We start from the raw sequence: 26,536 nt of genomic DNA, 5'->3' as shown, positions 1-26,536 counted from the left end.
CAAAGAAAGAGTGCCTAATGGATATCCGCCCGCTGACCGAAAGCTATGCCGTCGCCCCGCAGCTTGAACCTGCCGATATGGCAGCCTTGGCCGCGCAAGGCGTCACGACAATCATCTGCAACCGGCCTGACCCGGAAATCACGCCCGACCTTCATGCGGCGCAGATGCAAGCCGCCGCAGAAGCCGCTGGTCTAGAGTTCGTGTTCAACCCGATTGTCGGTGGTGCGATGACCATGGCCAATGTGGAAGAGCAAGCCGACGCAATCGCGGGCGCAGATGGCCCTGTCGTGGCCTATTGCGCCAGCGGCAACCGGTCGAGCATCGTTTGGGCCCTCACCCAAGCGGGGCAGTTGCCAACAGATGAGATTTTGGCCGCAACCCGGGCCGCCGGTTATATGCTCGATGGCATGCGGCCCCAAATCGACGCTCTCGCCGCAAACCCACGGGGGTGAGCGGGCTAAGCCCGACGGCGCGCGGCATTCTCTACATGCTGGCGGCGATCTTTCTCTTCTCCGCCATGGATGCGTTGGCCAAGCTTTTGACCAGCCGTTATGACGTGTTGCAGGTGGTTTGGGCCCGTTATGCAGGCCAGACTCTGGTTGTGGCCGCCGTCTTGGCACCACGACTGCATCTCGTCATCCGAACCCGGCATCTGGGGCTGCAACTGCTGCGTTCCGGCTTTCTGTTCGCGGCGACAGTCTGCTTTTTCCTTGCGCTCAGCCTGATGGAGATCGCCTCGGCCACAGCGGTGATGAACATTCACCCGGTGCTTCTGACACTCGGCGCGGCACTGATCTTACGCGAAGCGCTTGGGCCACGGCGGATTTTCGGGATCGTCGCGGCGATGATCGGCGCCTTGATCATCATCCGCCCGGGCACCGATGTCTTCACCCCCGCCGCTCTCTTCCCGCTTTTGGGGGGCGTGTTCTATGCCAGCTACGCGCTCAGCACCCGGTTTCTGGGGCGTGACGAGGGTATCTTGACCTCTTTTCTCTACACCGCCCTAATCGGCACCATTGTGGCCAGCTTGGTGGTCCCGTTTTTTTGGACCACGCCCGATCTGGCGGACGCAGCGCTTTTTGTGCTTTTGGGGGCGGTTGGCGCGGGCGGGCAATTCCTGCTGATCAAGTCACTGACGACGGCGGAGGCCGGCGCGGTCGCCCCCTTTGGCTATGCCGGGGTGATCTTTGCGACCACCTGGGGCCTTCTGGCCTTTGGCGAGGTGCCGGACGCGTTGACCATTCTGGGCGCGCTTGTGATCATCGGGGCTGGTGTCTATGTCTGGCACCGCGAAACCCGGGCCCGCCGCGATACCGCGGCAATATCGCCTGAAACCTAAACCTCGCCGAAAGGTCGCCACCCGAATGGGCGTCTCAAATGCGCAAAGCTTTACCTGGCGCGACTGGCTGACCGATCGCGGGGCGCGCGGGTTGATCGGCCTGGCCCGCGCCCTGCCCTACACGGCCAGGGTGCCGATGATGGGGTGGTTGATGCGCCGCATTGTCGGCCCGCTTACCGGTGCCCGCGGGCGGGCATTGGCCAATATGGCCCATGTGTGGCCCGGGCTGCCCGATGAGCGGGCAAACAACATTACCAATCGGATGATGGAAAATGTCGGACGCACGCTGATCGAGAATTACTCCACATCCGACCTCTTGGCTCGGGCGGAAGCATGGGACCCGAGCGGCCCCGGTGTCGCCGCTTTGGCCGAGGCGCAAGGAGCTGGTCGTCCCGTGTTGCTGATCACCGGGCATTTCGGCAACTACGAAGCGGCGCGCGCCGCGCTGACCGTGCGGGACTATTCCATCGGTGGACTCTATCGACCAATGAATAACGGCTATTTCAACCGCCACTATGTTGCGACGATGGAGAGCTTCGGCGGCCCGGTCTTTCCGCGAGGCCCGAAAGGTGTCGGGAAATTCGTGCGACACCTGAGATCAGGCGGCCAGGGCGTGCTGTTGACCGATCAGTATTTCGCCGCCGGCGAACAGTTGGATTTTTTGGGAAAGCCCGCGCCCACCTCGCTGTCGGCGGCGGAGATGGCGCTGAAATACGACGCGCTCTTGATCCCGTTTTATGCCCGACGCCTAGAGAGCGGTCTCGATTTCGAAGTGACCCTTGAGGCGCCGATTGCCCACAGCGATGCCAAGACGATGACGCAGGCGCTGAATGACAGCCTCGCGGCCCAAGTTACGCAACATCCGGAACAATGGTTTTGGATTCACCGGCGCTGGAAACCGGGACGCCAGGCGAGGTATTTCCGGACTGCGAACGAAGACTGACAAACGCGGCTAGTTGAGGCGTGCGGCCCCGAGAATGGCACCATGTCCGGCGCTTTGAATGATCACCACCAGCGGCGTTTCACTCTGCGGGCGCACCCGCGATTGGAAAGTGCCAGCGCCATCCCATTCATCCATAACCTGCCAAGACGTCACGACATTGTGGTAGCTCACCACCCGGCCCGCATTCTCGCCACGGCGAATATCGACCTCCTCATATGGCGAATACCCAACCAATTGCACCACCATCTCGGGGCGCGGCGGGGCCATGTCGGTTTCGGCACGGATCACAAACACATCGTCTTGACGGGTCACGCTGACTGACACCGGGTCGGCCTGTCCACGGTGCGCCATGATCAGATCGGCGACATCCATCGGTCGGTACCCCACAACGTGATCGACGCCGCCGATGACCATTTGCGGCGTGTAAACCACGGTCGACCCTGCTGCACGGCCATAGGCGTGCTGCCGCGCAGTGTATTCAGGCGTCGCGAATGTGTCGGCCCAGCCAATGTAATCCCAGTAGTCCACATGCAGGCTCAACGCGATGATGTCCTCTCGTTGGGCCAGTTCCCCCAAGAGCGCATCCGCTGGCGGACAAGATGAACAGCCCTGCGAGGTGAAAAGCTCCACCACAACGAGATCGTCTGCCTGAGCCATGGCTGCAGGGGTCAAACCGGCGCATGCCAGCACAAAGGACAGGATCAGCCGCATGAGATACCTTTCGTCACATGGGAGTTGCTCCCCATAGCTAGCGGCGCGACAGCAGTGAGGCCAATCAAGGATTTGCGAGGCCGCGTTACAACCAGCGCCGTGTGGCTTGCAGGTATCGCTCAGCCTCAGCTCCGAAAGCATCGGCCAAGCGGGCCTCCTCGGGTTGGATGAACCGCAGCGTCAGCACACTGATAAAGAGGCCCGGCAGCAAAACAGCGCTGAGGGCGCCCAACCAGAGGACATAGCCGGTCAAGATCATCACCAGACCCAGATAAGTCGGGTTCCGCGAATAGCGATATGGACCCTCGGTGATCAACGCCTTCGGCGCTTCATGAGGTTCAATGGTGGTTTTCTTTCGCCAGAACCACAGCGCCGACCAGGCGATGGCGGCAAACCCCGCGAAACAGGTTACCAGGCCCAGAAGCTGAAAAAGTGGACCAAACACGATCAGAAGCGGTAGTTCCGCAGCCAAAAACCAAGCAATGACGACAAATCCAGCCAGCCAAATTGGTGGTAGGTCGGGAAAGCCTTTCACGAAACCGCTCGCTCGAGCAGCACATTGTTGCGCATGTTTCCAGTGGTCTCAAAACCGCGTTCTGCAAGCGAGGCCAGCAAATTGTCGATCTTCTGCTGACCGACGATATGGGGATGCAACTCAACGACCAACGCCTTAACGCCGTCTAGGGATAAGTTGGCAAGCAAGTCGATCTCTGCCCCCTCCACATCCATTATGACCACATCCGGGGCCAGTTCGACCAAGACATCGGCGAGCGCATCGCTTTCCACCGTAACTGTGGTTTGTGTCTCAGCACGCTGATAGAGTGAAGAGGAAATCACATTATCACTTTGATGGAAGCTTACCGGCTTCCCATCGACAGTGATCGCCTTCATTCGTAGGTCTGGCGCAATGCTGTTGAGCGCGTAGTTCGCTTCGATCATCGGTTTCATCAGCGGATTAGCCTCATATGACGTGACCTGTCCTGATCCGGCAATCCGTGCCGCGATCAATCCAACCAGACCAATGCCGCCGCCAATCTCGAGCACTTTGCAACCGGATTTCAGAACCCGCGCCATCAAGGCACGTTCGGCATCTTCATAAGTGCCTTTGAACAGCCCGTTTCGAACCGGTCGCGGCACACGGTCAGCGTCAGCATGGACCCGGACACCATCCATGGTGATCAGAGATGTCTTCATCATCCGGTGCCAGTAAAGCCGGAGGTTGCGGAACGGATCAGCCAATCGAGAAATCCTTTGCTTTTTCAATCCCTATAGCCTCAGGCATACAGGCACGACAAGCTGTAGAACGGCTGACCACTCTCGATCAGCTTCGTCCCCGATCTATCTCGGGCAAGCTAACTTTGAGCGGTGGTGTTGCTTGATGCCATCATTGGAGGCCAGCTGGCCGCTGGTCGAATGTGTCTCCGAACGCCTTTCGACAACCTCACGGCCTGACGCAGCCCCATCCGGACTTGCGCCCAAACACGACGGCGGCGAAACGCCTTCTGTTCCACCTCCGAATACCGCTCCAATGCGACCGGCTTCTTCACCGCATCGATCAGAGACGTGGTCGGGATCGGTTGCGGCACACCATAGGCGGCGCATTGGTCAAGCTGGATCGCGAGCGCCGGGTCGGCTTGATAGCTCTCCATCCCATAGGTCGAACTGATGATCGCATCAGAGGGGCCGCCCGCATCCCGCGCATGTTCCAGCATCTCGCGCGCGCCCCGAGGCCAAGCAATATAAGCCGCCGAGCCGGTGCGATCCTGCCAAAGCCGCCGGATCGGGGCGGCGGGATGCATATGAAACCCAACGAATTTCTTCCGGCTGCGGGTCTCCAAGCTGATGTGATCGATCCCCGGCAAAGGCGCCACGCGCGCCAAAAACCCCGGGAGATCGACCGCCAAAACCGCGTCATCCTCCAAGACAAGACAAGGTGCGTCCAACTCCAAAACCCGGGTCCATGCGCGCATATGCGAAGCGCAAAGCGCCATCTCGGTCACGCGTAGGGGCCGCTGCCAGCGGTGCCAAACCGGGTCGTCTTCGGGCGGATCCAAAGTTTGGGGCGTCACAGCCTCGATCCGCTCCCAGTCGAACCCAAAATGATCCATCTGCGCGCGCATGAAGCCCATGCGGTCCGTCGCGCTGGCCATATTGATGATCAGCACGCGCATGGCTCAGTAGCCGCCATTGAAGATTTCGAAATACTGGTCGAGCACGCGGTCTTTAGTGAATTTCGCTTCAAGCGTCGCTGTGCCTGCGGCCACCAGGTTTGCCGCCAGGCCCTCTTCATCCCGAACACGCTCAATAGCGGCGGCCGTCCCGTCTACATCATCGATATCAACCAGCAAGCAATCCTGCCCGTCGGTTGCGAACCAGCTTGGCCCTTCGGATTTCGTAGAAATCGTCGGCACCTGTGCCTTCCAGCTCTCCAAAATCACATTGCCGAGGGGCTCATGGCGCGATGGCATCACAAACACATCCGCCGCGGCCACATAGTGCATCGGCTCGTCGACCCACCCAAGAAACCGCACCCGCTCGGACATGCCGAGTTCCGCCACCAGCGCTTCCAATTCGGGCCGTTTTTCCCCCTCGCCCAGCAACCAGAGCCAGGCATTCGGGATCTTGGCTGCTGCCCGGATCAACACATCGAAGCCCTTCCGATGCACAAACCGACCCGACCCGCAGATTACAAAAGCGTCGTCTGGCGTGTTCACACTCACCCGGCTGATCGGGACCGGCGTAATCTCGCGCGCGAAGTTCGAGATGACCAGCGCAGGTTTTTGCCATCCCAAATCGCGACACGCCTGCGCGATGCCGGGCGTATTCCCGATGATTAGGTCGTTGTACCGGAAATGACGCAAATGCCGCGGGTAATCGCCAAGACGGGTCAGTTTCACCGCTCCGGGATAATCCGGGATCAGGCGAGACGACCGCGACATCCACGCCATGATCACATCAGGTTGCCAACGCTGGATCATCCGGTGGACCCGCCAGGTCAAAAGAGGCGTCGATATAGACAAGCGGCGATAGTGGTTTTCCATAATCGGACCCAAAGGGGCGATTTCGTCTTTCCAGATGCGTCCGGGGCGGGTGACAAAACGCTGCTCGGCACCGCGCACGCCAAAGCCCTGAACAAGGTTCACGAAAAACCGCTCGGCTCCACCATCTTTGCCGAAATGCATATGGAGGATTTTCTTGCTCATTGCCCTTGTCCTCTGAACCGAGCCAACCGCAGCCGCGTCTCGTAACCCAGTTGATATTTCAGATTGTGCCATGCCCCAGCCAAGCCGGTCCGCCCCGGCGCTGTTGAACGGCGCGTCTCGCCAATCGTACCTGTCTCTGCCTGCTGATCCCCAACCAGAACCGGCTGCGGCAAGATAAGTGCCACTCGCAGGCCCGTTTCCCAAAAAAACTTCTGATCCTCATCCACCGGCCGAAAAAACGGTATCGCTCGCGCCACGAGCTTGCGGGCCGCTTCACGGGTGACGCCATAGCCGATCAGACAAGTCGGTACACGGTACGGAATGCCAATTTTGAATGGGCCAAGTGGCTTGGTCGCGATCATTTTTGGTGCAGGATCAAAGGAGAACAGCTTGACCATATCCCAGTCATCCTGAGCTGCGCTCAAATGCGTCAGGGCAACGCCAAGATCATCACTGGCCGCGAAATCATCCTCAAAAACAAACCCGCCCGGCGCGTCCCCTTCGGCGATCGCTTGCCAAGCCGCAATATGGCTAAGATAGCAGCCGATCTCTGGCGGAACCAACGGATGTTTTGCTGCGATAGCGTTACGATCTGCGTCATAGACTTTCGCCAATGCGCTGTCGTCCATCGCCCATCCGTTAACACCTTCGAGCCGCCGCCAGGGCAGACCTGCCGCCTCCAGTTGTCGGGAGCTGGTCTCCATCCGGCGGGTATTCTCGGCCAAGTTGATGACATAGGACGGCCAGGGGGCCATGGAACTCTCCCACGCGGGTATTCGTGCCGGTTTAGGCCCGGCGGAGCACGAAAACAAGTCACCCGCCCAAGACTTGCCCCCGCGCGCGCTTTCATGACAGAACACGTCGGCCTGCCCTGCTTGTCTGGACGCAAATGCCCCAATCCCTCCCCATCTATGTGATCAATCTGACCCGCCGCCCCGACCGGTTGAAGCGGATTGGCGACCATCTGGCGGAGCGCGATGTGGCGTTCATCCGGCAAGAGGCCTGCGATGCGACCACCACCCCCGAGGCAGCGATTGCCAGCGTGATCCACAGCAGCGGCCCCCTTGGGCAGCTTGGCCAGGGGGATCGCGCCTGTACCGTCAGTCATAGCTGGGCCTGGCAAGCCTTTCTGGAGAGCAGGGCCAGCCATGCCCTGTTTCTGGAAGATGACATCTATCTGGCGGAAGACTTGGCATCGGTTCTAGACCATGCGGATTGGATCCCGCCGGGCATCGAGGCGGTGAAACTGGAGAAATTCGGCGCCGGCGCCTCGCGGCTTCTGCTCGGCCCCAAGATCGGCGCGACACCGACGGGCCGCGCTATCCACCGGATGATGTCCCGCCATGTGGGCGGCGGGGCCTATATCCTCTCACGCACGGGTGCCGAGGCCGCGCTCGCCTGGCGTGGGAAGATCCGGGTGCCGATTGATCATTTTCTGTTCAATGACACCGTGTCACCGCTCCGCCGGGCGCTGAAACCCGCGATCATTGTGCCCGCCATGGCGACACAACGCGCCTATGATTACAACTCTGATATCGCGCCCTTGGGCAAAGCGATCCGGCCCAAAGGGTGGCGCAAACGGCTGCGGACGCTCCGGCGCGGCGCCAATGAGGTCAACCAGGCCCCGCGTCAAGTGCTGCAATATCTCACCGGCCAGGCGACACTGGTGGATGTGGCCTTCGCCGAGACCCCACCCGCTCAGAGCCGATAGCCGCCCGCCACGGTCAAAACCTGCCCGGTGATGAAGGACGCCTCTTCGGAGAGCAAAAACGCGACGGCACCCGCGATATCCTCCGGTCGCCCAATCCGGCCAAGCGGCGTCTCTTCCAAAACCATATCGATGATCTCCTGCGGGCGCGGCTTCTCCACCCGCTCGATCAGACCTGGGGCCACCGCATTCACACGGATTCCGAGAGGCCCCAACTCGCGGGCAAAAGCCGCTGTCGCGCCATCGAGGCCCGCCTTGGTCGCCGTATAGACTACTGCGCCAACAGGCGGGCGGATCGCATTGAGCGAGGAGATATTCACAATCGCGCCGCCCCTCGGCAGCACTGCCCGCGCGGCATCCATCATCGCGATGGGCGCGGTGAGGTTCACCTCGATCATGTCACGATGGGCCTCGGTCACGCCGCCATCTGGCCCCTCCGCGACGCCAGCAGCGTTGCAGACAATCTCATCCAGCCGCCCCGCCTTCGCCGCGACGTCTTTCACAAGCGCCTCGGCAGCACCCGGCTCGCGGAGGTCACAGGGCACCGCCTCGACCCGGTTGCCAAGCGTGGCCTCCAGTTCCCGCGCCTCAGCCTCGCGGCTGACATAGGTGAAGACGACCTGCCGCCCGGCGCGCAACATCCGTTCGACGATCGCCCTACCAATGCCACCCGCTCCGCCAGTGATCAAACACACTTGGTCCGTCATTTCATCTTCCTCCATTGAAGGCTACAGATGGCTTAGGCGCCTGACGGCAGCGAATAGCGCAACGACATGCAAGACAGCCCGCCATCCAGCAACGCGGCCTGGGTCGTTGGCATCGGCCAAATCTCATAGCCCGCCGCATCAAGCCGATCCGCCGTTTGCGAGAACCCGTCCGACAAAAACACCGGCGCGTTGAAGCGGATCGCGTTGGCCGCGCCCTCCTCGCCCGGTGCGGTCTCAATCACCTTGTAGCCATCGAAACAGCCCGTCGCCGCCAGCCTGGGCGAGGCCAGGATCGTTTCGGGGTCTAGAAGGCTACTTTCGGTTTTGAAATGCAAGATCTCGGGCGGCGTCTCGACCATGCGCAGGCGATAGCCCAGATCCTCGACAATCGGGCGCAAAGCCGCCACGCCCGCCGCATCGGTGCGCGCTGACAAGCCGACCATCACCTCGGTGTCGGAACACAGGATATCGCCGCCATCGACAAATCCCTCACCGTCAAGCTCCCGGACCTCCGGAAACAGGCGGATCAAATCCGGCCGCAGCATCGCGGCCTCTCCCCGTCGGCTTGGGGCCTCGGGCCGCAACACAATCGCCACACTGTTCAGGCAGAGCGCCGGATCTTCGATGAACACGCTGTCGGGGAAGTCTTCTCGCGGTGGCAGAACCGTCACCTCAGCCCCGGTTTTGCGCAAGGCCGCGACATATGCGGCATGCTCTGCGGCAAACAGATCCGCGTCCGGCGCGCCCCGATCCTCCGCGCGCAACCCATCCGTGACGGATCGGGACGGCGCACGGCAGAGCGCATGGGTGAAGGTAACGGAGTGACCAGTCATGGCCTCCAATCTGACCGCAGACCTTACGATTGCAAGCCCGAAACGACAACAGCCCCCGGCGGGATCGCCGGAGGCTGCTGCGGGATGTCTTGCGGGCGTTGTTTACGCGGCTTTCGCCAGGTTGCGCAGCACGTAATGCAGCACACCGCCATGTTCGACATATTCTTTTTCAATCGCCGTATCGATCCGGCATTTCAGCTGAATCTCTTTGCTGGTGCCATCGGCATAGGTGATCGTGCAAGGCACGATATCCTGCGGCTTCAGATCGCCGGCCAGACCAGAAATGGAGACCGTCTCGTCCCCTTTCAGGCCCAAAGACGACCGCGTATCGCCGCCGGTAAACTCAAACGGGATCACGCCCATGCCGACCAGGTTCGAACGGTGGATCCGCTCGAAGCTCTCGGCGATCACAGCCTTCACACCCAAGAGGTTGGTGCCTTTCGCAGCCCAGTCGCGAGACGAGCCCGCACCGTACTGCTCCCCACCGAACACAACCAGCGGCGTGCCATTGGCCTGATGCGCCATGGCCGCATCGAAGATCGAGGTCTGCTGCCCATCGGGACCAAGCGTATAGCCGCCTTCAACACCTTCCAGCATCTCGTTCTTGATGCGGATATTGGCGAAGGTGCCGCGCATCATCACCTCGTGGTTGCCACGCCGCGCGCCGTAAGAGTTGAACTCCCTGACCGGCACCTGACGGTCGACCAGATACTGCCCGGCAGGCGTGGTGTCTTTGAACGAGCCCGCGGGCGAGATGTGGTCGGTGGTGATCATGTCGCCCAAGATCGCCAGGACTTTCGCGCCCTCGATATCGGTGATGATCCCCGGCTCCATCCCCATGCCTTGGAAATAGGGCGGGTTCTGCACATAGGTCGAGCTCGGCGGCCAATCATAGGTCTGGCTGTCGGTCGTCTCGACATCCTGCCATTTCTCGTCGCCTTTGAAGACATCGGCATATTTCTCGATGAAGGCTTCGCGGGTGACGGTCTTTTCGACCAGTTCGGCAATCTCGGCCTGGGTCGGCCAGATGTCTTTCAGATAGACATCCTTGCCCTCCGGCGTCTGCGCAATCGGGTCATTCGCGAGATCAATATCCATCGTCCCCGCCAGCGCATAGGCCACAACGAGTGGCGGCGAGGCGAGGTAGTTGGCGCGCACATCGGGCGAAATCCGGCCCTCGAAGTTCCGGTTGCCCGACAGGACCGAGGTGGCCACCAAGTCACCCTCGGCAATCGCCTCGGAGATTTCTTTTTGCAGCGGGCCGGAGTTGCCGATGCAGGTGGTGCAACCATAACCCACGAGGTTGAAGCCGATGGCGTCGAGATCGTCTTGTAGCTCCGCCGCTTCCAGATAGGCCGACACAACTTGCGAGCCAGGGGCCAGCGAGGTCTTCACCCACGGTTTGCGGTTCAAGCCCAGTTCATTGGCTTTCCGCGCCACAAGCCCTGCGCCGATCATCACATACGGGTTCGACGTGTTGGTGCAGGAGGTGATCGAGGCAATGACAACCTTGCCCGATTCCATCGTGTAGCCCTCGCCCGCAACGGTCACTTCTTTGCCCATCGGGCGTTTGAAGGTCTCCGCCATCTCGCGGGTGAACGCCGCTTTCGCATCGGTCAGCGCGACATAGTCCTGCGGCCGTTTCGGACCCGAGATCGCGGGCACGATGGTGCCCATATCCAGATGCAGCGTGTCGGTGTAGACCGGCGCGTAATCTGCGCCGCGCCAGAACCCGTTTTCTTTTGCGTAAGCTTCGACCAGCGCAACCGTGTCTTCGTCGCGACCGGTGTTCCGCAGATAGCGGAGCGTCTCACCGTCGATTGGGAAGAAGCCGCAGGTCGCGCCATATTCCGGCGCCATATTGGCAATCGTCGCCCGGTCCGCCAGAGGCAGGGTGTCGAGGCCCGCGCCGTAGAATTCAACGAATTTGCCGACAACACCGCGTTCACGCAGCATCTCGACCACCTTCAGCACCAAATCGGTGCCGGTTGTCCCTTCGACCATCGCCCCGGTCAGCTCGAAGCCCACGACTTCGGGGATCAGCATCGAAATTGGCTGCCCCAGCATCGCGGCTTCGGCCTCGATCCCGCCAACGCCCCAGCCCAGAACCGCAGCGCCATTGACCATAGTGGTGTGGCTGTCGGTGCCGACCAGCGTGTCGGGATAGGCCACCATCTCACCCGACTGATCGGTGTCGGACCAGACGGTTTTCGCCAGATATTCCAGGTTCACCTGGTGGCAGATACCAGTGCCCGGCGGCACGACGCGGAAGTTGTTGAACGCCGACTGGCCCCATTTGAGGAAGGTGTAGCGCTCCATATTGCGCTCGTATTCGCGGTCCACATTCATCTGGAACGCGCGCGGGTTGCCGAACTCGTCGATCATCACCGAGTGGTCGATGACCAGATCAACCGGGTTCAGCGGGTTGATCTTTTCCGGGTCGCCGCCAAGTGCGACCAGACCGTCGCGCATCGCAGCTAAGTCAACCACCGCCGGCACACCGGTGAAATCCTGCATCAAGACGCGCGCAGGGCGATAGGCGATCTCGCGCGGGTTCTTCCCGCCCTTCTGCGCCCATTCCGCAAAGGCTTTGATGTCCTCCACGCTCACCGTCTTGCCATCTTCGAAGCGCAGCATGTTCTCCAGAACCACCTTCAACGCGGCAGGCAGTTTCGAGAAATCGCCAAGACCCGCGGCCTCGGCGGCGGGGATCGAATAATAGGCGTATGATTTGTCGCCGACCTTCAGCGATTTGCGGGTGCCGGATGTGTCGTGGCCAACGATGATGGGCATGGGGCTAGGCCTCCCTATAATCCAGTGGAATTGGGTTGGTGCTGCCCCGGCCTATGCCACCAAGATCGGAGCCGATCAAGGCTGATCGGTCGGGGTGCGACACTTTTTGTATGCAATTGCATACCGTTTTTCAAGATGTATCGCGTTTGGCCCCGGGTGAGTCCGCCGTTCTGGCCGCTCTGCCGCAGGTGGCCACCCTTCCCTCGCCCCGATCTTTCCGCTACCCCTCGACACGATGCATATGACGGTCACCGATCTGGCCTGCGCACGCGGGTCGCTGCAAGTGCTTGCGGGCGTGTCTTTTACCCTTTCTCCGGGGCAGGCATTGATCCTGCGTGGGCCGAACGGATCGGGGAAAACGACGTTATTGCGAACCCTTGCGGGGCTAACCCCACCTCTAAACGGACAGATTGAGGCCGCGCCAGACAGCCTCGCCTATGCCGGCCATGCGGACGGATTGAAAGCGCAGTTGAGCGTGGCCGAAAACCTGCGGTTCTGGTCTGGTGTGTTCGGCAAAACCGGGATCGACGCCGCCATCTCCGCCTTTGATTTGACCGAGCTTCTGGACCGCCCTGCGGGCGAGCTGTCTGCCGGGCAAAAAAGACGCCTCAGCTTGGCGCGGCTTCTGGTCACAGGACGGCCGATTTGGGGCCTGGACGAGCCAACCGTCTCGCTCGACACGACCAATGTCGCCCGGTTTGCCGCCGCCGTTCGCACCCATCTGGCCGCTGGCGGCAGCGCGATTATCGCCACCCATATCGACCTCGGCTTGCCGCAAGCCGACATCCTCGACATCAGCCCCTTCATGGCCAAATCCCTGCCCGAGCGTGACCCATTCAGCGATGAGGCCTTCGCATGATGGGTCTGTTCAAACGCGATTTGGCGCTGGCCATCCGGGCGGGCGGTGGTTTTGGCCTCGGCCTCGCCTTTTTTCTGATCGTGACCGTCTTGGTGCCCTTTGGGGTCGGCCCGAACACTGGGGTCTTGTCCACCATCGCCCCCGGCATCCTCTGGCTCGGCGCGCTCCTGGCTTGTCTCTTGTCGCTTGATCGCGTCTTTCAACTCGATTGGGAGGACGGCTCGCTTGATCTGCTGGCCACCTCCCCCCTGCCGCTAGAAAATGTCGCGGCGGTGAAGGCCCTGGCGCATTGGGTGACAACGGGCCTGCCACTTGTTGTGGCCGCGCCGATCCTTGGGCTGCTCTTGAACCTGCCCGCGCCCGGCTATGGCTGGCTCATGGCGTCCCTGGCCATTGGCACCCCCGCGCTCAGCGCCATTGGAACATTTGGTGCCGCGCTCACCGTGGGGTTGAAACGCGGCGGACTGCTTTTGTCGCTACTTGTCCTGCCGCTCTATGTCCCGACCCTGATCTTCGGCGCCTTGGTGGTCACGCGCGGCGGCGCTGGCCTTGACGCCATGACCCCGCTGGCGCTTCTGGCCGGTATCACTTTGGTCACGATCGCCACCCTGCCCTTCGCGGCCGCCGCCGCCCTCCGCGTCAATCTGCGCTAGCCCTGCGCGCCCTTGGCATATTGTGAGCGCTCACAGCCCCGCCTACATTCGCGCCCATGTCGTTCTGGGAATACGCAAATCCGCGAAAATTCATGGCGCTTTCGAGCGCTCTTTTGCCATGGGTCGCAGGCATCGCGGCGCTCTGCTTGGGCGTCGGACTGATCTGGGGCTTTTTCTTCACACCGGATGATTTCCGTCAGGGATCAACGGTGAAAATCATTTATCTGCACGTGCCCGCGGCGCTCATGGCGATCAACGCCTGGTTGATGATGCTGATCACCTCCCTGGTCTGGGTGATCCGACGCCACCATGTCAGCGCCTTGGCCGCCAAGGCCGCCGCGCCCGTGGGTATGGTGTTTACGCTCATCGCGCTTTTCACCGGCGCGGTCTGGGGCCAGCCGATGTGGGGCACCTGGTGGGAATGGGACCCGCGCCTGACCTCTTTCTTGATCCTCTTCCTGTTCTATCTTGGCTACATGGCTCTTTGGGAGGCGATCGAGAACCCCGATAGCGCGGCTGATCTAACGGCGGTGCTGTGCCTCGTGGGATCGGTCTTTGCGATCATTTCCCGCTATGCGCTGCTCTTCTGGAACCAGGGTCTACATCAAGGTGCAACACTGTCACTCGATGCGGAGCAAAACATCTCAAATGTGTTCTGGTATCCGCTGGTTATCTGCATCGCCGGTTTCGGGTTTTTGTTCTTGGCCCTCGTACTGTATCGCACCCAGACCGAAATTCGCGCGCGACGGCTGAAAGCGCTGATTGCGCAAGAGAGGATGGCGTGATGCCGGATCTGGGCCGATACGCAACAGAGGTGTTGTCCGCCTATGCGGGGTCTCTGGCACTGTTGATCTTGGTTGTTGTCGTCTCTATTTGGCAGGCACGACGGGTTCAGAGGCGGCTGAACTCTGTCGAAGAACGACGCGGGAAATCCACATGAAAGTCAATTGGTTGATGGTTCTGCCCGTGGTGTTGACCATCGGGTTCTTCGGGATCGCAGGCGTTCAGTTGATGATGAATCAGGACGATCTGCAGCATGGCGTGGACACGATGGCCTTGCGCTCGGCGCAAGAGGGGCGGCCTGCCCCCAATCTGGAACTGGCGCCGCTTGAGGGAACCGCGCTTCTGAGCCGGGAAGATCTTGAGGGGAATGGCCTCATCATCGTGAATTTTTGGGCGAGCTGGTGCCCACCTTGCCGTGCGGAACACCCGGTTCTGACCGAGCTGGCCGAAGCCGGAAACCCGCTCTTCGGAGTCAACTACCGGGATCGATACGATCAGGCGCTGGCGTTTTTGGACGAGCTTGGCAATCCCTATGACAGGATCGGGCGGGATGAGTTGGCCCATAACGGTCGGGATTGGGGGGTCGTCGCGATGCCAGAAACCTTCTTCATCAATGATGAAGGTGTTGTGGTTTACCATTTCCGCGGCCCTGTTCTGGCCCGCTCGTTGGAGAACCAGATTCTCCCGGCCCTTGAAGCGGCCGGATATACTCTGGCGATAGGCACCAGCGACGCAGCCTCTGATAGCTAGGGCTCACATCGTATCTAGTGGCGACCACTTGCGACAGATGCGGGCAAAACGGTTGAGCCAGTTTTTCTGTTCGCGAATATCTGAGCCCTGCCCCTGACAAAGTCAGCCGACCCCTCAACGCCGATGCCGATACAGCATCCGGAACCAGGCCGAAGGCATGTACGCGACCGCCGGGACCCTATCGCTGCGATGGACAATTGGGTCTGCTGTTAGTGCGGGCGGCGCAGCCGAGATGCTCAATAGATGTACCGAATCTGATCCGCCCAATAGCGCTCGACCCGTTTCAGAGAATGGTTGATCTGATTAATCCCATCAGGACCCAGAACCCCATGCGATTGCAAGCCATCGGCATGACGCCCGAAAAGATCAGCCACCACATCGCGCACATGGCGCCCTTTCTCGGTCAATCGCACCCGAACCGAGCGGCGATCGATCTCGCAGCGTTGATGGTGCATGTATCCCATTTCGACGAGCTTCTTTAAGTTATAGGAAACGTTGGAGCCCTGGTAATATCCCCGGGTCTTCAACTCCCCCGCAGTGACTTCATTATCGCCGACATTGAACAAGAGCAGCGCTTGGACGGCGTTGATCTCTAATAAACCAAGGCGTTCGAACTCATCTTTGATGACATCGAGCAGAAGCCTGTGCAGCCGCTCTACCAAAGACAAGGATTCCAGATACCCGGTGATGAAACCGTGGTTGGACGTCTCCGCGACAGGGGCGTGCATACTCATTTGTGACTCCGCATATCTGCTCGATTCAAGAGATGCGGGAAAAAGACCAACAAGGAGTTAAGACCTCGCCGGATTTGCGTCGAGGCGGCAGATTTCCGACGTCTAACCGGCAAAAATCCGCCCGCGACCTTGGCGGAACTCTTAGAATTCGAGCTGGAATCCGGCTTCAACGCCATAGCTCACCAAACCCGACCTGCTCCCGATCCCGTCCATGAAAGCGCGCGCGTTGGATGTCAGGCCGCGGCCGTTATCAAGCATGTAACCGAGATCAAGACGCCCGCGCACAGTCTCCTCTTCGGTTACAAAGGCTGAGGCTTCGCCGCCGCCGTGGATCTGAGACATGATACCCGAAACACCCCAGGTGATCGTCAAATCTCCTGCATCCAGCGCAAAGGGCATCTCAAAATCCACGCCAAGCGATAGCTCACTCAACGCGATCCTCTGGGCCGGGACCAAGGCGCCCGCGCTATTGGAATAAGCATCTTGCCGGTCGTGGACCCTGCTGAACGTCAGGCTTGGATAGGTGCTGAGGTTTTCGCCATGATGCGCGCCACTTACAGCCAATGTGGCCAGCCAGCGCGTCCCTTCGAACTGCTCAGGGACACCCCCCGCCGGGGCTAGGGTATTCTTGACCTGTCCCCTCAACAGCCGCCCCTCAAAATAGAGCGGTTGGCCCGGAAGATGTGCCGCAAAATAGGGGCCGAGGAGCCAGCCGTCACCTTCAATCTCGACACCGCCGTTGCCGATCATCTGAGCATGATCGAATTGCAGCATCGCACCGAGTATGGCGGTCGGACCAAGCTCCAAATGACTGCCGAAAACCGCCAAGGCATAGGTCGCGTCTTGCCCGCTGTCATCTTCGCTGCGCGACGCTTGGAAAGACATCCAAACTGGGCCTCCGCCATTGGTCTGGAGATCCAAACTGGCCTGCCCCCGGCTGACATCTGCGATGACCTGGCCCGACTGGCGGCCTCTGAGGAACTCCGTAAGCCCCGGCTGACCCGCGATTAAATCGCGGGAGCGCGCTTGTAGGAAATCGCTGATCTCATCGCTATGCGTTGTATCGATGACAACCATTGCTGCAAGGCGCGCCGGCATTGACCCCTGCCCCGATGCATCATGCGCGGCCCCACCGGCCACATTGAGGCTCAGAGGCCCCTCACCCGTGGGGGCTATTTCAACCGAATAGTGTTGCGGCCCGCCCGACATTCCCAGCATCACCGCATTTATCAGATTGATGTCGTTCGATGAAAAGCCGACGACGGGTTCCGAAAAGTCGAACCTGAGCGTCACCGGTTCACCTGCCCTTAATGAAGATGGCATACCGTTGATCTGAAGCGATGGCGGGTGTCCGTCAGGGACGATTTCGAATGCTGTGGAGGCTCGGTTCCCACGACCTGCGGCATCCTGGGTGGCGTTTTCAGGCAGTCGAACGGAATGCGCCATCTGGGTCGCGGTGAGTTGCATCTGATACACAGCACCGCTGCCCGTGAGTTGGGTCACGGTTGCACCGACCGTCACGAAATCGGAGAGGTCGAGCCCCGTCACCGGTTCCGAAAAGACAACTGCGATCATGTAGGCCACGCCCACAGGCGCTGGTGTGCCGCTCAAAGAAACGGTTGGCGGCGTGAGGTCCGCCAACACCGACGGCATCACAAAGGCTTCATTCCCAGCTCCGCTTGTCGCGACCGCCACATCTTCGGGAATACCAAGCGAAACCGCACCCTCATTTTGGGGGGTCACACGCACGGCATAATCCGCGCCGGAGCCGGAGAAATCCGACAAGGCGGCATTGCTGCTTTGGATATCACCAAGCTCGAACCCAGTGACCGGTTCGGAGAATCTGATCTGCACAAGCGCCGGTCCGAGGATTGGGTTAGGTAGCCCCGTGATCGACACAGTCGGTTTCGGCACGACGCCCAGGCTTGTCCACAAATCCGAAGCTTGATTGGGCCGCCCCACGCCGTCAGTTACAACGCCCTCCGGGATCGAAACAAAGATCGGGCCATTGCTTTCTGGGGTCAGCGTCACCGTATAAACCGCTTCGTTTCCGGAGAAATTCGTGAGCGTCGCGTTTGCGACGACGATATCAGCCAACGTGAATCCAATGACGGGTTCGCCAAATGCGATGGTAATCGGCTGCGCGCCAGCGACTGTTGTCACCGATGGCGTGATATTGACCGTGGGATCGGTCATGTCCGCAACACTGTTGATGGCCAAGGAAGCCACATTCGCATGACCGGCAGCGTCAAAAACGCGACCACTGGGTAACTGCATCTCGACGGGCCCGTCCCCCGATGGGATGAGCGTCACCTGATAACCCGCCCCGCCACCAGACAGATTCGACACCATCGCATTCAGGGTCGTGAAATCGGCGACCTCAAGACCGGAAACCGCCTCGCTAAACGTGATAGAAACCTGCACCGGCGCCCCTAAAACGGATGGCAGGGGCGAGAGTGTTACGGTCGGAGGGGAGATATCTGCCACGCTGCCAACCCAGTCAGATGCAAGGTTCGGATTTCCCGCCGCATCGTTCAGCCGCCCGGCAGGTAGGCGCAGCGAGACCGCTCCATCCGCATCTGGTGTGATCTGAAGCGTATAGCTGCTGCCCGTGCCCGTCAGCGCGGACAGTTGTGCATTGACGGTTTCGAAATCGCTCAGCTCAAGGCCGAATACCGGCTCTGAAAACGTCAGGTTCACTGAGGTTGAGCCGGTGATCATGGGCGGCAAAGCAGAAACACTGACCGTCGGGCCGGACATATCCGCCAATGCAGAAATTGGATTGGGGGCTGTATTGCCATTGCCCGCTGCATCGATAGCGGCATTGGCTGGCAGCAATAGGCTGACGGGGCCGTCCGCCTCTGGGGTCAGTGTGAACTGATACTCTGCACCGTTCCCGGAAAACATGCTGATCTGCGCATTGCTGAGCGTCAAATCTGCGACCGTGAACCCGGTCACCGGCGCGCTGAACCGGATCGTCACAAGCGTTGGCCCCGCCAGATCCGGCGGAACCCCCGTGATCATCACCGACGGGGCGCTCAAATCTGCGGTCGCGGTGGCAGTGTTCGAGACGGTATTGAACCGCCCTGCCCGATCTTGGGCCGCATCTGCCCTGACGCCCACGGTCACCGGGCCATCGGCTAGAGGTGTTAGCAGGACCTGATACACCGCACCGGCTCCGGACAAATCGCTGGCCGAAGCATTGCTGAGCACCAGATCAGCGATGTCAAACCCACTCACGGGCTCATCGAATGTCACGGTGATTGTCGCGGCTCCGTTTAGAAGGGCCGGAAGCCCGGTGATCGACACGCCGGGCGGGCTTAAATCCGCTGTCGCTGCTATCGTTCCACTCTCCTGATTGCCGTTTCCCGCCGCATCCTCGGCCCGGCTTGCCGGAACCTGAACAGAGACGGCACCATCGGAATCTGGGGTCAAGGTCACGGAATAGGCGCGGCCACTCCCGGCAAACCCAGAGAGTGTGGCGTTCTCAACCGCGATATCAGCTTCCACAAAGCCAGTGACGTCTTCGGAGAAGCGAACGGTCAGCGGCACCGCTTCCGTGATAAGAGCGGACAGCCCGGATATCGCAACGTCTGGCACGGTCCGATCGGACAGGATGCTAAGGGCGGTGGCCGCGAGATTGCCGTTGCCGGCGGCATCAACAGCCACCGCCGCATTGACCATTGCCGTCACCATCCCATCGGCGCTCGGCGTTAGTGTTGCGCTATAGGTCGCGCCGCTGCCTGAAATTGCGCTGATCGTGCCACCCGTGACACTCACATCGCCATCACCGAAGCCGCTCACCGGCTCGTCAAAGACGATCATCAGCGGGAAGCTGGCCGCGTTGCTTGGCGATGCGGCGCCGCTCGACAGAGTAACGCCAGGCGCCGTGTTGTCCAAAAGCGCCTCCCGCGTATCCGGGCTGCTGCTCGTGATGAGATTGGCGAGCGCATTGCCCGCGAGATCGGTGATGTTTTGGACCACCGCGAAACCTAAGGTGACCGTCCCGCTCAGAGACGGGATATCTCCCCCAGAGACCACAACATCATAGAGCATGTCGGTTATCGGACTGACCACAACGGTCCCGGTCCCGGGCACAGCCCCGGCAATCGACAAATCGCTGGCATCGAAACCCATGACGGGCTCATCGAATGCCAAGCGCCAGTTCAGCGTATCGGCGTTGCTTGGCGTTGTCGCGGGCTGGAGTCGCGTGACGGAAACCAGCCGCGGTGCGGTGACATCGGGGCCATATTCCCGCGATAGGGTCGCTTCGCCGGTTGTATTCCCGGCGGCGTCGCCAAACGCACCGGCTGGCAATCGCACGGTCACAGGTCCGGGGTCGGTCGGGGTGATGACGATGTTCAGGGTGCGCGCATTAGGTTGGCTTTGACTTGTAAGCGTGCCGTTGGTGATCTGAAGTGCGCCGCTTCCAAACCCTGGGATCACCTCATCGCTTTGCATCACAAGGGTTAAATCGCCCTCGGCGAACGGATCGGGCGTGGTTGAACTCAAGCTGATGGCGGGGGCGATGTTGTCGAGCATATAGCTCTCATTTGTTCCGACCGGCTGCGGATCACTGATCGAGTTTGTGGCCAGATCCTGTATCGCCGCGCTCCCGGTCACCGCTAAGCTGACGGTGCCTTCGAAACTCGCCAGAAGACCGCCAGAGGCTGTTACGTCATATTGAGTTGAGTCGATCGCGGCCACAGACAGATCCGCACTGGTTCCTGAGAGCGTGAAATCCTCCGCGCTGACGCCGGTTACGGGTTCGTCGAACACAACCCGCCACGTCAGGCTGTCCGCATTGCTCAAGGCATCACTTGGTGTACGGCGTTCGATCGACGCAACACGTGGCGCGCGGCGATCCGATGTGATCGTGAAGGTCTCCGCCGCCAGGCTGGGTTGCCCCACCTGATCCAATGCAGCGGCGGACGGAAGGTCGACCGTTATTACACCGTCGCCCGAGGGGGTCAGGTTTGCGCTGTAATCCGCTTCGGTTCCTGAAAACCCGCTGATCGCGCCGCCGGAGACGATGAAATCACCCACGGTCAACTCGGTCACGGCTTCTGAAAACTGGATTGTCAGCGGGATCACCGCGAGATTGGTCGCGGCGCTTGCGCTGCTGCTGATCGTGGGGCTCGGTCGCGCCGTATCCAAAATGAAACTCGGTTCATTGGCCCCGGTCGGGGCGGTTTCGGTCAGTGCATTACCCACCAAGTCGGTGATGTCTTGCCCCGGCACCAAGCTCAATTTCACCGCCCCATTACCGGACATAAGCGCCGCGCCTTGAAAGGTGATCTCATATTGGCGGTCGGTCAGTCGACGCAGACCAAGAGAGCCTTCCCCTCCGGTCGCGACAAAATCACTGACATCGACATTCTGGACGTCCTCATCAAAGGCAATCTGCCAGACCAGTTCCGGCACGGCACCGGTCAACTCTGTCGTCGGGCGGATCCGTGTCAGGCTGGTGATGGTCGGTGCATCAGTATCGGCGCTGCTGCCCTCGCGCACGCTCGTGACATCTAGGCTGGCCGTCTTTGTGCTTCCATCGGTCGTCACGGTCGCCGTGAACTCAACCGTCACGGCGGTCACATCAGCCACGTAACGCAAGGTGCATGCATTCGGCAGTCCATCCACGTCCGCCCGATAAGACGCCAGGTAGAAGGGCGGCGCTGTCGACGTGCCAAAAGATGTGGCGCAGTCAAGTGAGACATCAGAGATGTCGGCCCTTGGCTGAATCCGGAACATCAAGTCATATATGTTGTCGCTCAGCGCGGGGGGCACCGTGAGCGCAATCAAAACACCGTCGCTTGGGATAGATCCGATTGGCGTGCAGCTATCTGCGCCAAAGTCAATTCGTTGAAATAGCGTTCGACCAGCCGCATCCGGCTCGGAGACTACTGAACAGGAAATTGCCTCCGCGCGGACTGCGGCGAAAGCGCTGCCCAGTGCGGCAAGTCCAACGACAAAGACAATGGTCGCCAGCCGGTGGAAAAGACCTGCGCAACGTCCCTCGCTGGAGCGTTCAAACCATCGCCACGCATCCGATCGTTCGAATGCCACTGGGACCGGACCAGATCGCCCATTCCGTTTGGCCATTATACTACCAAGACTTGTAACCCCAGGTTACGATGTCTTAACCAAACATTAATAAACGGTTAAATTTAAAGAGAAAATTGTCGAAAGGGATATCCACCCCAGTGGCGGTGGGAACGCTCGAAACGGGTTTTATTGCGAGCCACGCATGCCGAAAAGCCGGGGATTAGGCGTTGTCGCCACTGATCGTTTTGGACAGTTCAGCCATGAAATTCTCATAGGCCGTTGGCACAACAGCCTGCCCCGTCACCCAATTGTAAAGGTCGTGATCGGCCTCAGCCAAGATGGCCTCAAACAGGTCCACTTCTGCGTCGGAGGCGGTTGCAAGATGCGCCGCCGCCCACCCGCCCAGGATCAAATCCATCTCTTTGATCCCGCGATGCTCGGCCCGCATTTTCAGACGTTTTAGGCGAATGTCACGCGGCTCTTCTTGCATCAGGAGGTCTCTGCCAGGGCACCTCGCAGGCGTTTTTCCAACCGGCCCATTTTCTCGGCAATCTGCGCCTGCTCGGCGCGCAGCTTGCGCATCTCGGTCAGCATGTCTTCAAGACCTGTGGGCAAGCTCTCGACCATTTCAGGGCCGTCCAGCCCCTCCCCTTGCCCGGTCAGGAGCCACATGATCGACACGTTCAACAGCCCCGCCACCATCTGCAGTTTATTGGCCCGGGGCTCGTTTTGATCGTTTTCCCAACCCTTGATGGTCTTGGTCTTGGTTCCCAAGCGCCGCGCCAACTCGGCCTGGCTCAACCCGGCGGCATCACGCGCACCGGCCAGACGGTCGCCAAAGGTCGCCGTGTCTTCGTCAAACCAGCCTGCGCCGAGTATTGCCTCTTGGGTCATGGGATCTCCTGCTTCAGATGCGGTGCGGGTCATGGGGCCATTCTTGCGATCTAACCAGCCCATGATCCGCGTCGATGCGCCGTTTCCACGCTTGATTGCGACGCGGCGCGACCCTAAGCATGGGCCTGCCTGATGTAAACCGGACCGCCTGACGCGGCCCGACCAGCCCCGGAGACCGCCGATGCCCTTCCTGTCTGACACTCTGTCCCGTGTGAAACCCTCGCCGACCATCGCGGTTTCGAACCTGGCTGCCGAGTTGAAGGCTGCAGGCAAGGATGTGATCGGTCTGGGTGCGGGCGAACCCGATTTCGATACGCCTCAGAACATCAAAGATGCCGCAAAAGCCGCGATCGATGCGGGCAAGACGAAATACACCGCGCCGGACGGTATCCCAGAGTTGAAACAGGCGATCTGCGCCAAATTCAAACGCGACAACGGGCTTGATTACACGCCCGCCCAGGTCTCTGTTGGTACGGGCGGCAAGCAAATCCTTTATAACGCCCTGATGGCGACTCTGAATCCAGGCGACGAGGTGGTGATCCCCGCGCCCTATTGGGTGAGCTACCCCGATATGGTGCTCCTGGCCGGGGGGGAGCCGGTGATTGCTGAGGCCCAGGCGCAGACCAGTTACAAGCTGACGCCCGAACAGCTTGAGGCCGCGATCACGCCGAAAACCAAATGGTTCATCTTCAACTCACCCTCCAACCCAACCGGCGCGGGGTATACGGCGGAGGAGCTGAAAGGTTTGACCGATGTGTTGATGCGCCACCCGCATGTTTGGGTGATGACCGACGACATGTATGAGCATCTGGTCTATGGCGATTTCAAGTTCGCCACGCCGGCGGAAGTGGAGCCTGGGCTGTATGACCGCACGCTGACCTGTAACGGCGTCTCCAAAGCCTATGCGATGACCGGCTGGCGGATCGGCTATGCCGCCGGCCCCGAAGAGTTGATCAAAGCGATGCGGAAAATCCAGTCGCAATCGACCTCCAACCCCTCCTCGATCAGCCAATGGGCGGCGGTCGAGGCGCTGAACGGCACGCAGGATTACATCCCTGAAAACAATGAGATTTTCAAACGTCGCCGCGATCTGGTCGTTGAGATGCTGAACGCGGCTGAGGGCATCACCTGCGCGACACCGGAGGGCGCGTTTTATGTCTACCCGTCGATCGCGGGCTGCATGGGCAAGACCTCACCGGCGGGCACGGTGATCGATAGCGACGAGACGTTTGCGACCGCGCTGCTGGAGGAAAAAGGCGTGGCCGTCGTCTTTGGCGGCGCGTTCGGGCTTAGCCCGAATTTCCGCGTGTCCTACGCCACTTCGGATGACAACTTAAAAAACGCCTGCACGCGCATCAAAGAGTTCTGCGCGGGGCTGAGCTAAGACGTCACGATCAGGAAAACACGCGCCACCCGTTTTGGGGCGCGTGTTTTCCCATCATATCTCCCGGTCTTTAGCTGCTGACGCTTGTCACGCAGCGCTGGCTCTCAGCATCCCAGGTCGTTCCCTGAGCACAACTGATCGAAGCTTCATTGCTGCCGTGGCCCCAACTGCATTCGGCGATGGCGAAGCTTGGGGCTGTCATCAGCGCCAAGGCGGCCAGAAGGGTCTTGATACGCATCAGGCGTCTCCCTGTTGGTCGATCTTAAGCTCGTCTCTTGCAGGTCAAAGCCTAGCACGGATCGGCCAAAAGACAATCAGCCTTGCCGCGCATGCAGGACAAAGCGCCGCCAGAACACCGGCTCAGGCAGTTACACGGACGGCGTATCCTCAGGGCCAATCCAGCCAAATGGATTATAAGCCACCTCCCAGAGATGCCCGTCCAGATCGCTGAAATAGCCGTGATACCCGCCCCAATCGGCCTTTGCTGCGGCTTTGACCAGCGTGGCGCCCGCCGCAACGGCCTCCTCCAAAAGCGCGTCGACCTCTGCCTCAGACGCAAGATTGTGCGACAGGGTCACACCGGAAAACCCCTGCCCCGCGCCTGAAACGCCGGCATCTTCGGCCAAGGCATCGCGGCCAAACAAGCCCAGCCAACTGCCGTTGAGATTGAAAAACGCCACACTGGGCGGGCTGTCGATTTTCGGCAGACCCAGCCCATCGCGATAGAAGGCCACCGCGCGTGGCAGGTCTTTGACGCCAAGGGTGATCATGCTGATGCGCGGCTTCATGTCTGTCTCCATTGGTTTGAAAACAGCCTGGAACATATAGCGAACATCGTCAAGTCTTAGTCGCCGAACACCCGCGCGAAAATCGTGTCCACATGTTTGGTGTGATAGCCCAGGTCGAACTTCTCTTCGATCTCGGCGGGGCTAAGCGCGGCGGTGACGTCTGCATCATCAAGAAGCTCGGTTTTGAAATCCTTGCCCTCTTCCCAGACCTTCATCGCGTTGCGCTGCACCAGGCGATAGGCATCTTCCCGGCTCACCCCGGCTTGGGTCAGCGCCAGAAGCACCCGCTGGCTCATCACCAGACCGCGGAACTTGTTCATATTGGCGAGCATATTGTCGGGATAGATCACCAGCTTTTCGACCACACCCGCCAGCCGGTTCAGGGCGAAATCCAGCGTCACCGTCGCATCCGGCCCAATCCCGCGCTCAACCGAGGAATGCGAGATGTCGCGCTCATGCCAAAGCGCCACATTCTCCATCGCCGGCACCACCGCCATCCGCACCAACCGCGCCAAACCGGTCAAGTTCTCGGTCAGAACCGGGTTGCGCTTATGCGGCATCGCCGAGGACCCCTTTTGACCCTTGGAGAAGAACTCTTCGGCCTCCAAAACCTCGGTCCGCTGCATATGCCGGATTTCGGTGGCGATGTTTTCGATTGAGGAGGCGATCACCCCAAGCGTGGCGAAGAACATCGCATGCCGGTCCCGCGGGATCACCTGGGTTGAGATCGGCTCCGCCCGCAGGCCAAGCTGCTCACAGACATGCTCTTCCACCGCCGGGTCGATATTGGCAAAGGTCCCGACCGCGCCGGAAATCGCGCCGGTCGCCACCTCCCAGCGGGCCTTTTCCAGCCGGTTTTTGTTGCGATCCATCTCGGCATAAAACCGCGCGAAGGTCAGGCCCATAGTGGTCGGTTCCGCATGAATGCCATGTGACCGCCCGATCCGCACATCCATCTTATGCTCCAGCGCGCGCGTCTTGAGCGCCGCCAAGAGCCGATCCATATCGGCCAACAGAATATCCGCCGCACGCACCAGTTGGATGTTGAACGTGGTGTCGAGCACATCCGACGAGGTCATGCCCTGATGCACGAACCGCGCCTCATCATTGCCGATGATCTCGGCCAGATGGGTGAGAAACGCGATGACATCATGCTTGGTGACCGCCTCGATCTCATCGATCCGGGCCACGTCGAACTCCACATCTTTGGCCTTCCAGACCGCATCCGCGTTTTCCTGCGGGATCACGCCAAGCTTGGCCTGTGCATCGCAGGCATGGGCCTCGATCTCATACCAGATGCGGAACTTGGTGGCGGGGTCCCAAATGGCGGTCATCTCGGGGCGGGCGTAACGGGGGATCATGGGCAGGCCTTGCTTTTCGGGGGCATTCGGCGCTCTCATATGGCGGTGAGG

26 protein-coding genes are annotated in these 26,536 nt (G+C 60.4%); 10 read left to right on the top strand and 16 right to left on the bottom strand.

The window, feature by feature from the left end:
- Positions 1–17: 17 nt before the first annotated feature.
- Genes GTF44_RS06715 through GTF44_RS06705 form a run of 3 tightly spaced genes read left to right on the top strand, consistent with a single transcriptional unit; the run spans position 18 to position 2,282 of the window.
- Positions 18–452: a TIGR01244 family sulfur transferase gene (locus tag GTF44_RS06715; RefSeq protein ID WP_171558451.1), complete on the top strand. Its 435-nt coding sequence runs from the start codon at positions 18–20 to the stop codon at positions 450–452.
- The gene (locus GTF44_RS22500) at positions 449–1,339 is read left to right on the top strand and encodes an EamA family transporter (RefSeq protein ID WP_171558449.1); all 891 of its coding nucleotides are present in this window, start codon (positions 449–451) and stop codon (positions 1,337–1,339) included. The genes GTF44_RS06715 and GTF44_RS22500 overlap by 4 nt, the downstream gene beginning before the upstream one ends.
- A gap of 25 nt (positions 1,340–1,364) precedes the next feature.
- Entirely contained in the window at positions 1,365–2,282 is a 918-nt protein-coding gene (locus tag GTF44_RS06705) for a lysophospholipid acyltransferase family protein (RefSeq protein WP_171558447.1), read from the top strand.
- Between the two features lie 9 nt (positions 2,283–2,291).
- On the opposite strand, the gene GTF44_RS06700 is transcribed toward GTF44_RS06705, so the two are convergent.
- The 6 genes from GTF44_RS06700 to GTF44_RS06675 form a co-directional block, all read right to left on the bottom strand.
- Positions 2,292–2,993, bottom strand: a complete 702-nt coding sequence (locus GTF44_RS06700) for a thioredoxin family protein (protein WP_171558445.1) — start codon at positions 2,991–2,993, stop codon at positions 2,292–2,294.
- Between the two features lie 85 nt (positions 2,994–3,078).
- Entirely contained in the window at positions 3,079–3,528 is a 450-nt protein-coding gene (locus GTF44_RS06695) for an isoprenylcysteine carboxylmethyltransferase family protein (protein ID WP_171558444.1), read from the bottom strand.
- Positions 3,525–4,232, bottom strand: a complete 708-nt coding sequence (locus GTF44_RS06690; protein ID WP_171558441.1) for an FkbM family methyltransferase — start codon at positions 4,230–4,232, stop codon at positions 3,525–3,527. The genes GTF44_RS06695 and GTF44_RS06690 overlap by 4 nt, the downstream gene beginning before the upstream one ends.
- A 113-nt stretch (positions 4,233–4,345) precedes the next feature.
- Entirely contained in the window at positions 4,346–5,164 is an 819-nt protein-coding gene (locus GTF44_RS06685) for a glycosyltransferase family 25 protein (RefSeq protein ID WP_171558440.1), read from the bottom strand.
- 3 nt (positions 5,165–5,167) lie between these two features.
- The gene (locus GTF44_RS06680) at positions 5,168–6,196 is read right to left on the bottom strand and encodes a glycosyltransferase (protein WP_171558438.1); all 1,029 of its coding nucleotides are present in this window, start codon (positions 6,194–6,196) and stop codon (positions 5,168–5,170) included.
- Entirely contained in the window at positions 6,193–6,951 is a 759-nt protein-coding gene (locus tag GTF44_RS06675) for a glycosyltransferase family 25 protein (RefSeq protein ID WP_171558437.1), read from the bottom strand. Before GTF44_RS06675 ends, GTF44_RS06680 begins: the two co-directional genes overlap by 4 nt.
- A gap of 134 nt (positions 6,952–7,085) precedes the next feature.
- Between GTF44_RS06675 and GTF44_RS06670 the strand changes: the two genes are divergently transcribed.
- The gene (locus GTF44_RS06670) at positions 7,086–7,907 is read left to right on the top strand and encodes a glycosyltransferase family 25 protein (RefSeq protein WP_171558435.1); all 822 of its coding nucleotides are present in this window, start codon (positions 7,086–7,088) and stop codon (positions 7,905–7,907) included.
- Here the strand turns inward: GTF44_RS06670 and GTF44_RS06665 are convergent.
- From GTF44_RS06665 to acnA, 3 genes are all read right to left on the bottom strand, one after another.
- Complete coding sequence (locus GTF44_RS06665) at positions 7,895–8,611, bottom strand: SDR family oxidoreductase (RefSeq protein ID WP_171558433.1); 717 nt, start codon at positions 8,609–8,611, stop codon at positions 7,895–7,897. The genes GTF44_RS06670 and GTF44_RS06665 overlap by 13 nt on opposite strands.
- Before the next feature lie 32 nt (positions 8,612–8,643).
- Complete coding sequence (locus tag GTF44_RS06660) at positions 8,644–9,444, bottom strand: arginine deiminase-related protein (protein WP_171558431.1); 801 nt, start codon at positions 9,442–9,444, stop codon at positions 8,644–8,646.
- A 102-nt stretch (positions 9,445–9,546) separates the two neighbouring features.
- Positions 9,547–12,237 (bottom strand): aconitate hydratase AcnA, encoded by a 2,691-nt coding sequence (gene acnA / locus GTF44_RS06655; RefSeq protein ID WP_171558430.1) that lies wholly within the window; start codon positions 12,235–12,237, stop codon positions 9,547–9,549.
- 235 nt (positions 12,238–12,472) lie between these two features.
- Here acnA and ccmA point away from each other — a divergent pair, with 235 nt between their 5' ends.
- From ccmA to GTF44_RS06630, 5 genes are read left to right on the top strand one after another with little or no spacing between them, the layout of a single operon-like run.
- Entirely contained in the window at positions 12,473–13,096 is a 624-nt protein-coding gene (ccmA, locus tag GTF44_RS06650; protein WP_171558428.1) for a heme ABC exporter ATP-binding protein CcmA, read from the top strand.
- A complete protein-coding gene (gene ccmB / locus GTF44_RS06645; RefSeq protein ID WP_171558426.1) occupies positions 13,093–13,749 on the top strand; it encodes a heme exporter protein CcmB in 657 nt (218 codons plus the stop codon). The genes ccmA and ccmB overlap by 4 nt, the downstream gene beginning before the upstream one ends.
- 56 nt (positions 13,750–13,805) lie before the next feature.
- The gene (locus GTF44_RS06640) at positions 13,806–14,534 is read left to right on the top strand and encodes a heme ABC transporter permease (protein ID WP_145210132.1); all 729 of its coding nucleotides are present in this window, start codon (positions 13,806–13,808) and stop codon (positions 14,532–14,534) included.
- On the top strand, positions 14,534–14,689 hold the full coding sequence (gene ccmD, locus GTF44_RS06635; RefSeq protein WP_216364877.1) for a heme exporter protein CcmD: 156 nt from the start codon (positions 14,534–14,536) through the stop codon (positions 14,687–14,689). Before GTF44_RS06640 ends, ccmD begins: the two co-directional genes overlap by 1 nt.
- Complete coding sequence (locus tag GTF44_RS06630) at positions 14,686–15,282, top strand: DsbE family thiol:disulfide interchange protein (protein WP_171558424.1); 597 nt, start codon at positions 14,686–14,688, stop codon at positions 15,280–15,282. Before ccmD ends, GTF44_RS06630 begins: the two co-directional genes overlap by 4 nt.
- Before the next feature lie 236 nt (positions 15,283–15,518).
- On the opposite strand, the gene GTF44_RS06625 is transcribed toward GTF44_RS06630, so the two are convergent.
- The 4 genes from GTF44_RS06625 to GTF44_RS06610 form a co-directional block, all read right to left on the bottom strand.
- Positions 15,519–16,016, bottom strand: coding sequence for a MarR family winged helix-turn-helix transcriptional regulator (locus GTF44_RS06625; protein WP_171558423.1), 498 nt, complete (start codon positions 16,014–16,016; stop codon positions 15,519–15,521).
- A 141-nt stretch (positions 16,017–16,157) separates the two neighbouring features.
- Positions 16,158–21,617: an Ig-like domain-containing protein gene (locus GTF44_RS06620; protein WP_171558421.1), complete on the bottom strand. Its 5,460-nt coding sequence runs from the start codon at positions 21,615–21,617 to the stop codon at positions 16,158–16,160.
- 661 nt (positions 21,618–22,278) lie between these two features.
- Positions 22,279–22,548 (bottom strand): succinate dehydrogenase assembly factor 2, encoded by a 270-nt coding sequence (locus tag GTF44_RS06615; protein ID WP_171558419.1) that lies wholly within the window; start codon positions 22,546–22,548, stop codon positions 22,279–22,281.
- Positions 22,548–22,952, bottom strand: coding sequence for a helix-turn-helix domain-containing protein (locus tag GTF44_RS06610; protein ID WP_171558417.1), 405 nt, complete (start codon positions 22,950–22,952; stop codon positions 22,548–22,550). The genes GTF44_RS06615 and GTF44_RS06610 overlap by 1 nt, the downstream gene beginning before the upstream one ends.
- Before the next feature lie 181 nt (positions 22,953–23,133).
- Between GTF44_RS06610 and GTF44_RS06605 the strand changes: the two genes are divergently transcribed.
- A complete protein-coding gene (locus tag GTF44_RS06605; RefSeq protein WP_171558416.1) occupies positions 23,134–24,336 on the top strand; it encodes a pyridoxal phosphate-dependent aminotransferase in 1,203 nt (400 codons plus the stop codon).
- Positions 24,337–24,406: 70 nt separating this feature from the next.
- On the opposite strand, the gene GTF44_RS06600 is transcribed toward GTF44_RS06605, so the two are convergent.
- The 3 genes from GTF44_RS06600 to purB form a co-directional block, all read right to left on the bottom strand.
- Entirely contained in the window at positions 24,407–24,574 is a 168-nt protein-coding gene (locus GTF44_RS06600; RefSeq protein ID WP_171557015.1) for a hypothetical protein, read from the bottom strand.
- A gap of 130 nt (positions 24,575–24,704) precedes the next feature.
- Positions 24,705–25,124 (bottom strand): VOC family protein, encoded by a 420-nt coding sequence (locus tag GTF44_RS06595; RefSeq protein WP_171558414.1) that lies wholly within the window; start codon positions 25,122–25,124, stop codon positions 24,705–24,707.
- 56 nt (positions 25,125–25,180) lie between these two features.
- On the bottom strand, positions 25,181–26,485 hold the full coding sequence (purB, locus tag GTF44_RS06590) for an adenylosuccinate lyase (RefSeq protein WP_171558412.1): 1,305 nt from the start codon (positions 26,483–26,485) through the stop codon (positions 25,181–25,183).
- Positions 26,486–26,536 lie beyond the last annotated feature (51 nt).

It is taken from the genome of Roseobacter sp. HKCCD6576-2, from assembly GCF_013179285.1.
In the GTDB taxonomy this organism is placed as follows: Bacteria; Pseudomonadota; Alphaproteobacteria; order Rhodobacterales; family Rhodobacteraceae; genus Rhodophyticola; species Rhodophyticola oceani.
The sequence above is the reverse complement of the archived record's forward strand: the minus strand, read 5'-3'. Positions and strand labels throughout refer to the sequence as shown.

What these genes read in the sequence shown, in the direction of transcription:
- GTF44_RS06680 (WP_171558438.1), bottom strand. Translation starts at nt 6,196, where the DNA reads ATGAGCAAGAAAATCCTCCATATGCATTTCGGCAAAGATGGTGGAGCC.
- GTF44_RS06625 (WP_171558423.1), bottom strand. Translation starts at nt 16,016, where the DNA reads ATGAGTATGCACGCCCCTGTCGCGGAGACGTCCAACCACGGTTTCATC.
- GTF44_RS06610 (WP_171558417.1), bottom strand. Translation starts at nt 22,952, where the DNA reads ATGACCCAAGAGGCAATACTCGGCGCAGGCTGGTTTGACGAAGACACG.
- GTF44_RS06705 (WP_171558447.1), top strand. Translation starts at nt 1,365, where the DNA reads ATGGGCGTCTCAAATGCGCAAAGCTTTACCTGGCGCGACTGGCTGACC.
- GTF44_RS06640 (WP_145210132.1), top strand. Translation starts at nt 13,806, where the DNA reads ATGTCGTTCTGGGAATACGCAAATCCGCGAAAATTCATGGCGCTTTCG.
- ccmD (WP_216364877.1), top strand. Translation starts at nt 14,534, where the DNA reads ATGCCGGATCTGGGCCGATACGCAACAGAGGTGTTGTCCGCCTATGCG.
- GTF44_RS06605 (WP_171558416.1), top strand. Translation starts at nt 23,134, where the DNA reads ATGCCCTTCCTGTCTGACACTCTGTCCCGTGTGAAACCCTCGCCGACC.
- GTF44_RS06715 (WP_171558451.1), top strand. Translation starts at nt 18, where the DNA reads ATGGATATCCGCCCGCTGACCGAAAGCTATGCCGTCGCCCCGCAGCTT.
- GTF44_RS06685 (WP_171558440.1), bottom strand. Translation starts at nt 5,164, where the DNA reads ATGCGCGTGCTGATCATCAATATGGCCAGCGCGACGGACCGCATGGGC.
- GTF44_RS06665 (WP_171558433.1), bottom strand. Translation starts at nt 8,611, where the DNA reads ATGACGGACCAAGTGTGTTTGATCACTGGCGGAGCGGGTGGCATTGGT.
- ccmA (WP_171558428.1), top strand. Translation starts at nt 12,473, where the DNA reads ATGCATATGACGGTCACCGATCTGGCCTGCGCACGCGGGTCGCTGCAA.
- GTF44_RS06660 (WP_171558431.1), bottom strand. Translation starts at nt 9,444, where the DNA reads ATGACTGGTCACTCCGTTACCTTCACCCATGCGCTCTGCCGTGCGCCG.
- acnA (WP_171558430.1), bottom strand. Translation starts at nt 12,237, where the DNA reads ATGCCCATCATCGTTGGCCACGACACATCCGGCACCCGCAAATCGCTG.
- purB (WP_171558412.1), bottom strand. Translation starts at nt 26,485, where the DNA reads ATGATCCCCCGTTACGCCCGCCCCGAGATGACCGCCATTTGGGACCCC.
- ccmB (WP_171558426.1), top strand. Translation starts at nt 13,093, where the DNA reads ATGATGGGTCTGTTCAAACGCGATTTGGCGCTGGCCATCCGGGCGGGC.
- GTF44_RS06600 (WP_171557015.1), bottom strand. Translation starts at nt 24,574, where the DNA reads ATGCGTATCAAGACCCTTCTGGCCGCCTTGGCGCTGATGACAGCCCCA.
- GTF44_RS06670 (WP_171558435.1), top strand. Translation starts at nt 7,086, where the DNA reads ATGCCCCAATCCCTCCCCATCTATGTGATCAATCTGACCCGCCGCCCC.
- GTF44_RS06700 (WP_171558445.1), bottom strand. Translation starts at nt 2,993, where the DNA reads ATGCGGCTGATCCTGTCCTTTGTGCTGGCATGCGCCGGTTTGACCCCT.
- GTF44_RS06595 (WP_171558414.1), bottom strand. Translation starts at nt 25,124, where the DNA reads ATGAAGCCGCGCATCAGCATGATCACCCTTGGCGTCAAAGACCTGCCA.
- GTF44_RS06675 (WP_171558437.1), bottom strand. Translation starts at nt 6,951, where the DNA reads ATGGCCCCCTGGCCGTCCTATGTCATCAACTTGGCCGAGAATACCCGC.
- GTF44_RS06615 (WP_171558419.1), bottom strand. Translation starts at nt 22,548, where the DNA reads ATGCAAGAAGAGCCGCGTGACATTCGCCTAAAACGTCTGAAAATGCGG.
- GTF44_RS06630 (WP_171558424.1), top strand. Translation starts at nt 14,686, where the DNA reads ATGAAAGTCAATTGGTTGATGGTTCTGCCCGTGGTGTTGACCATCGGG.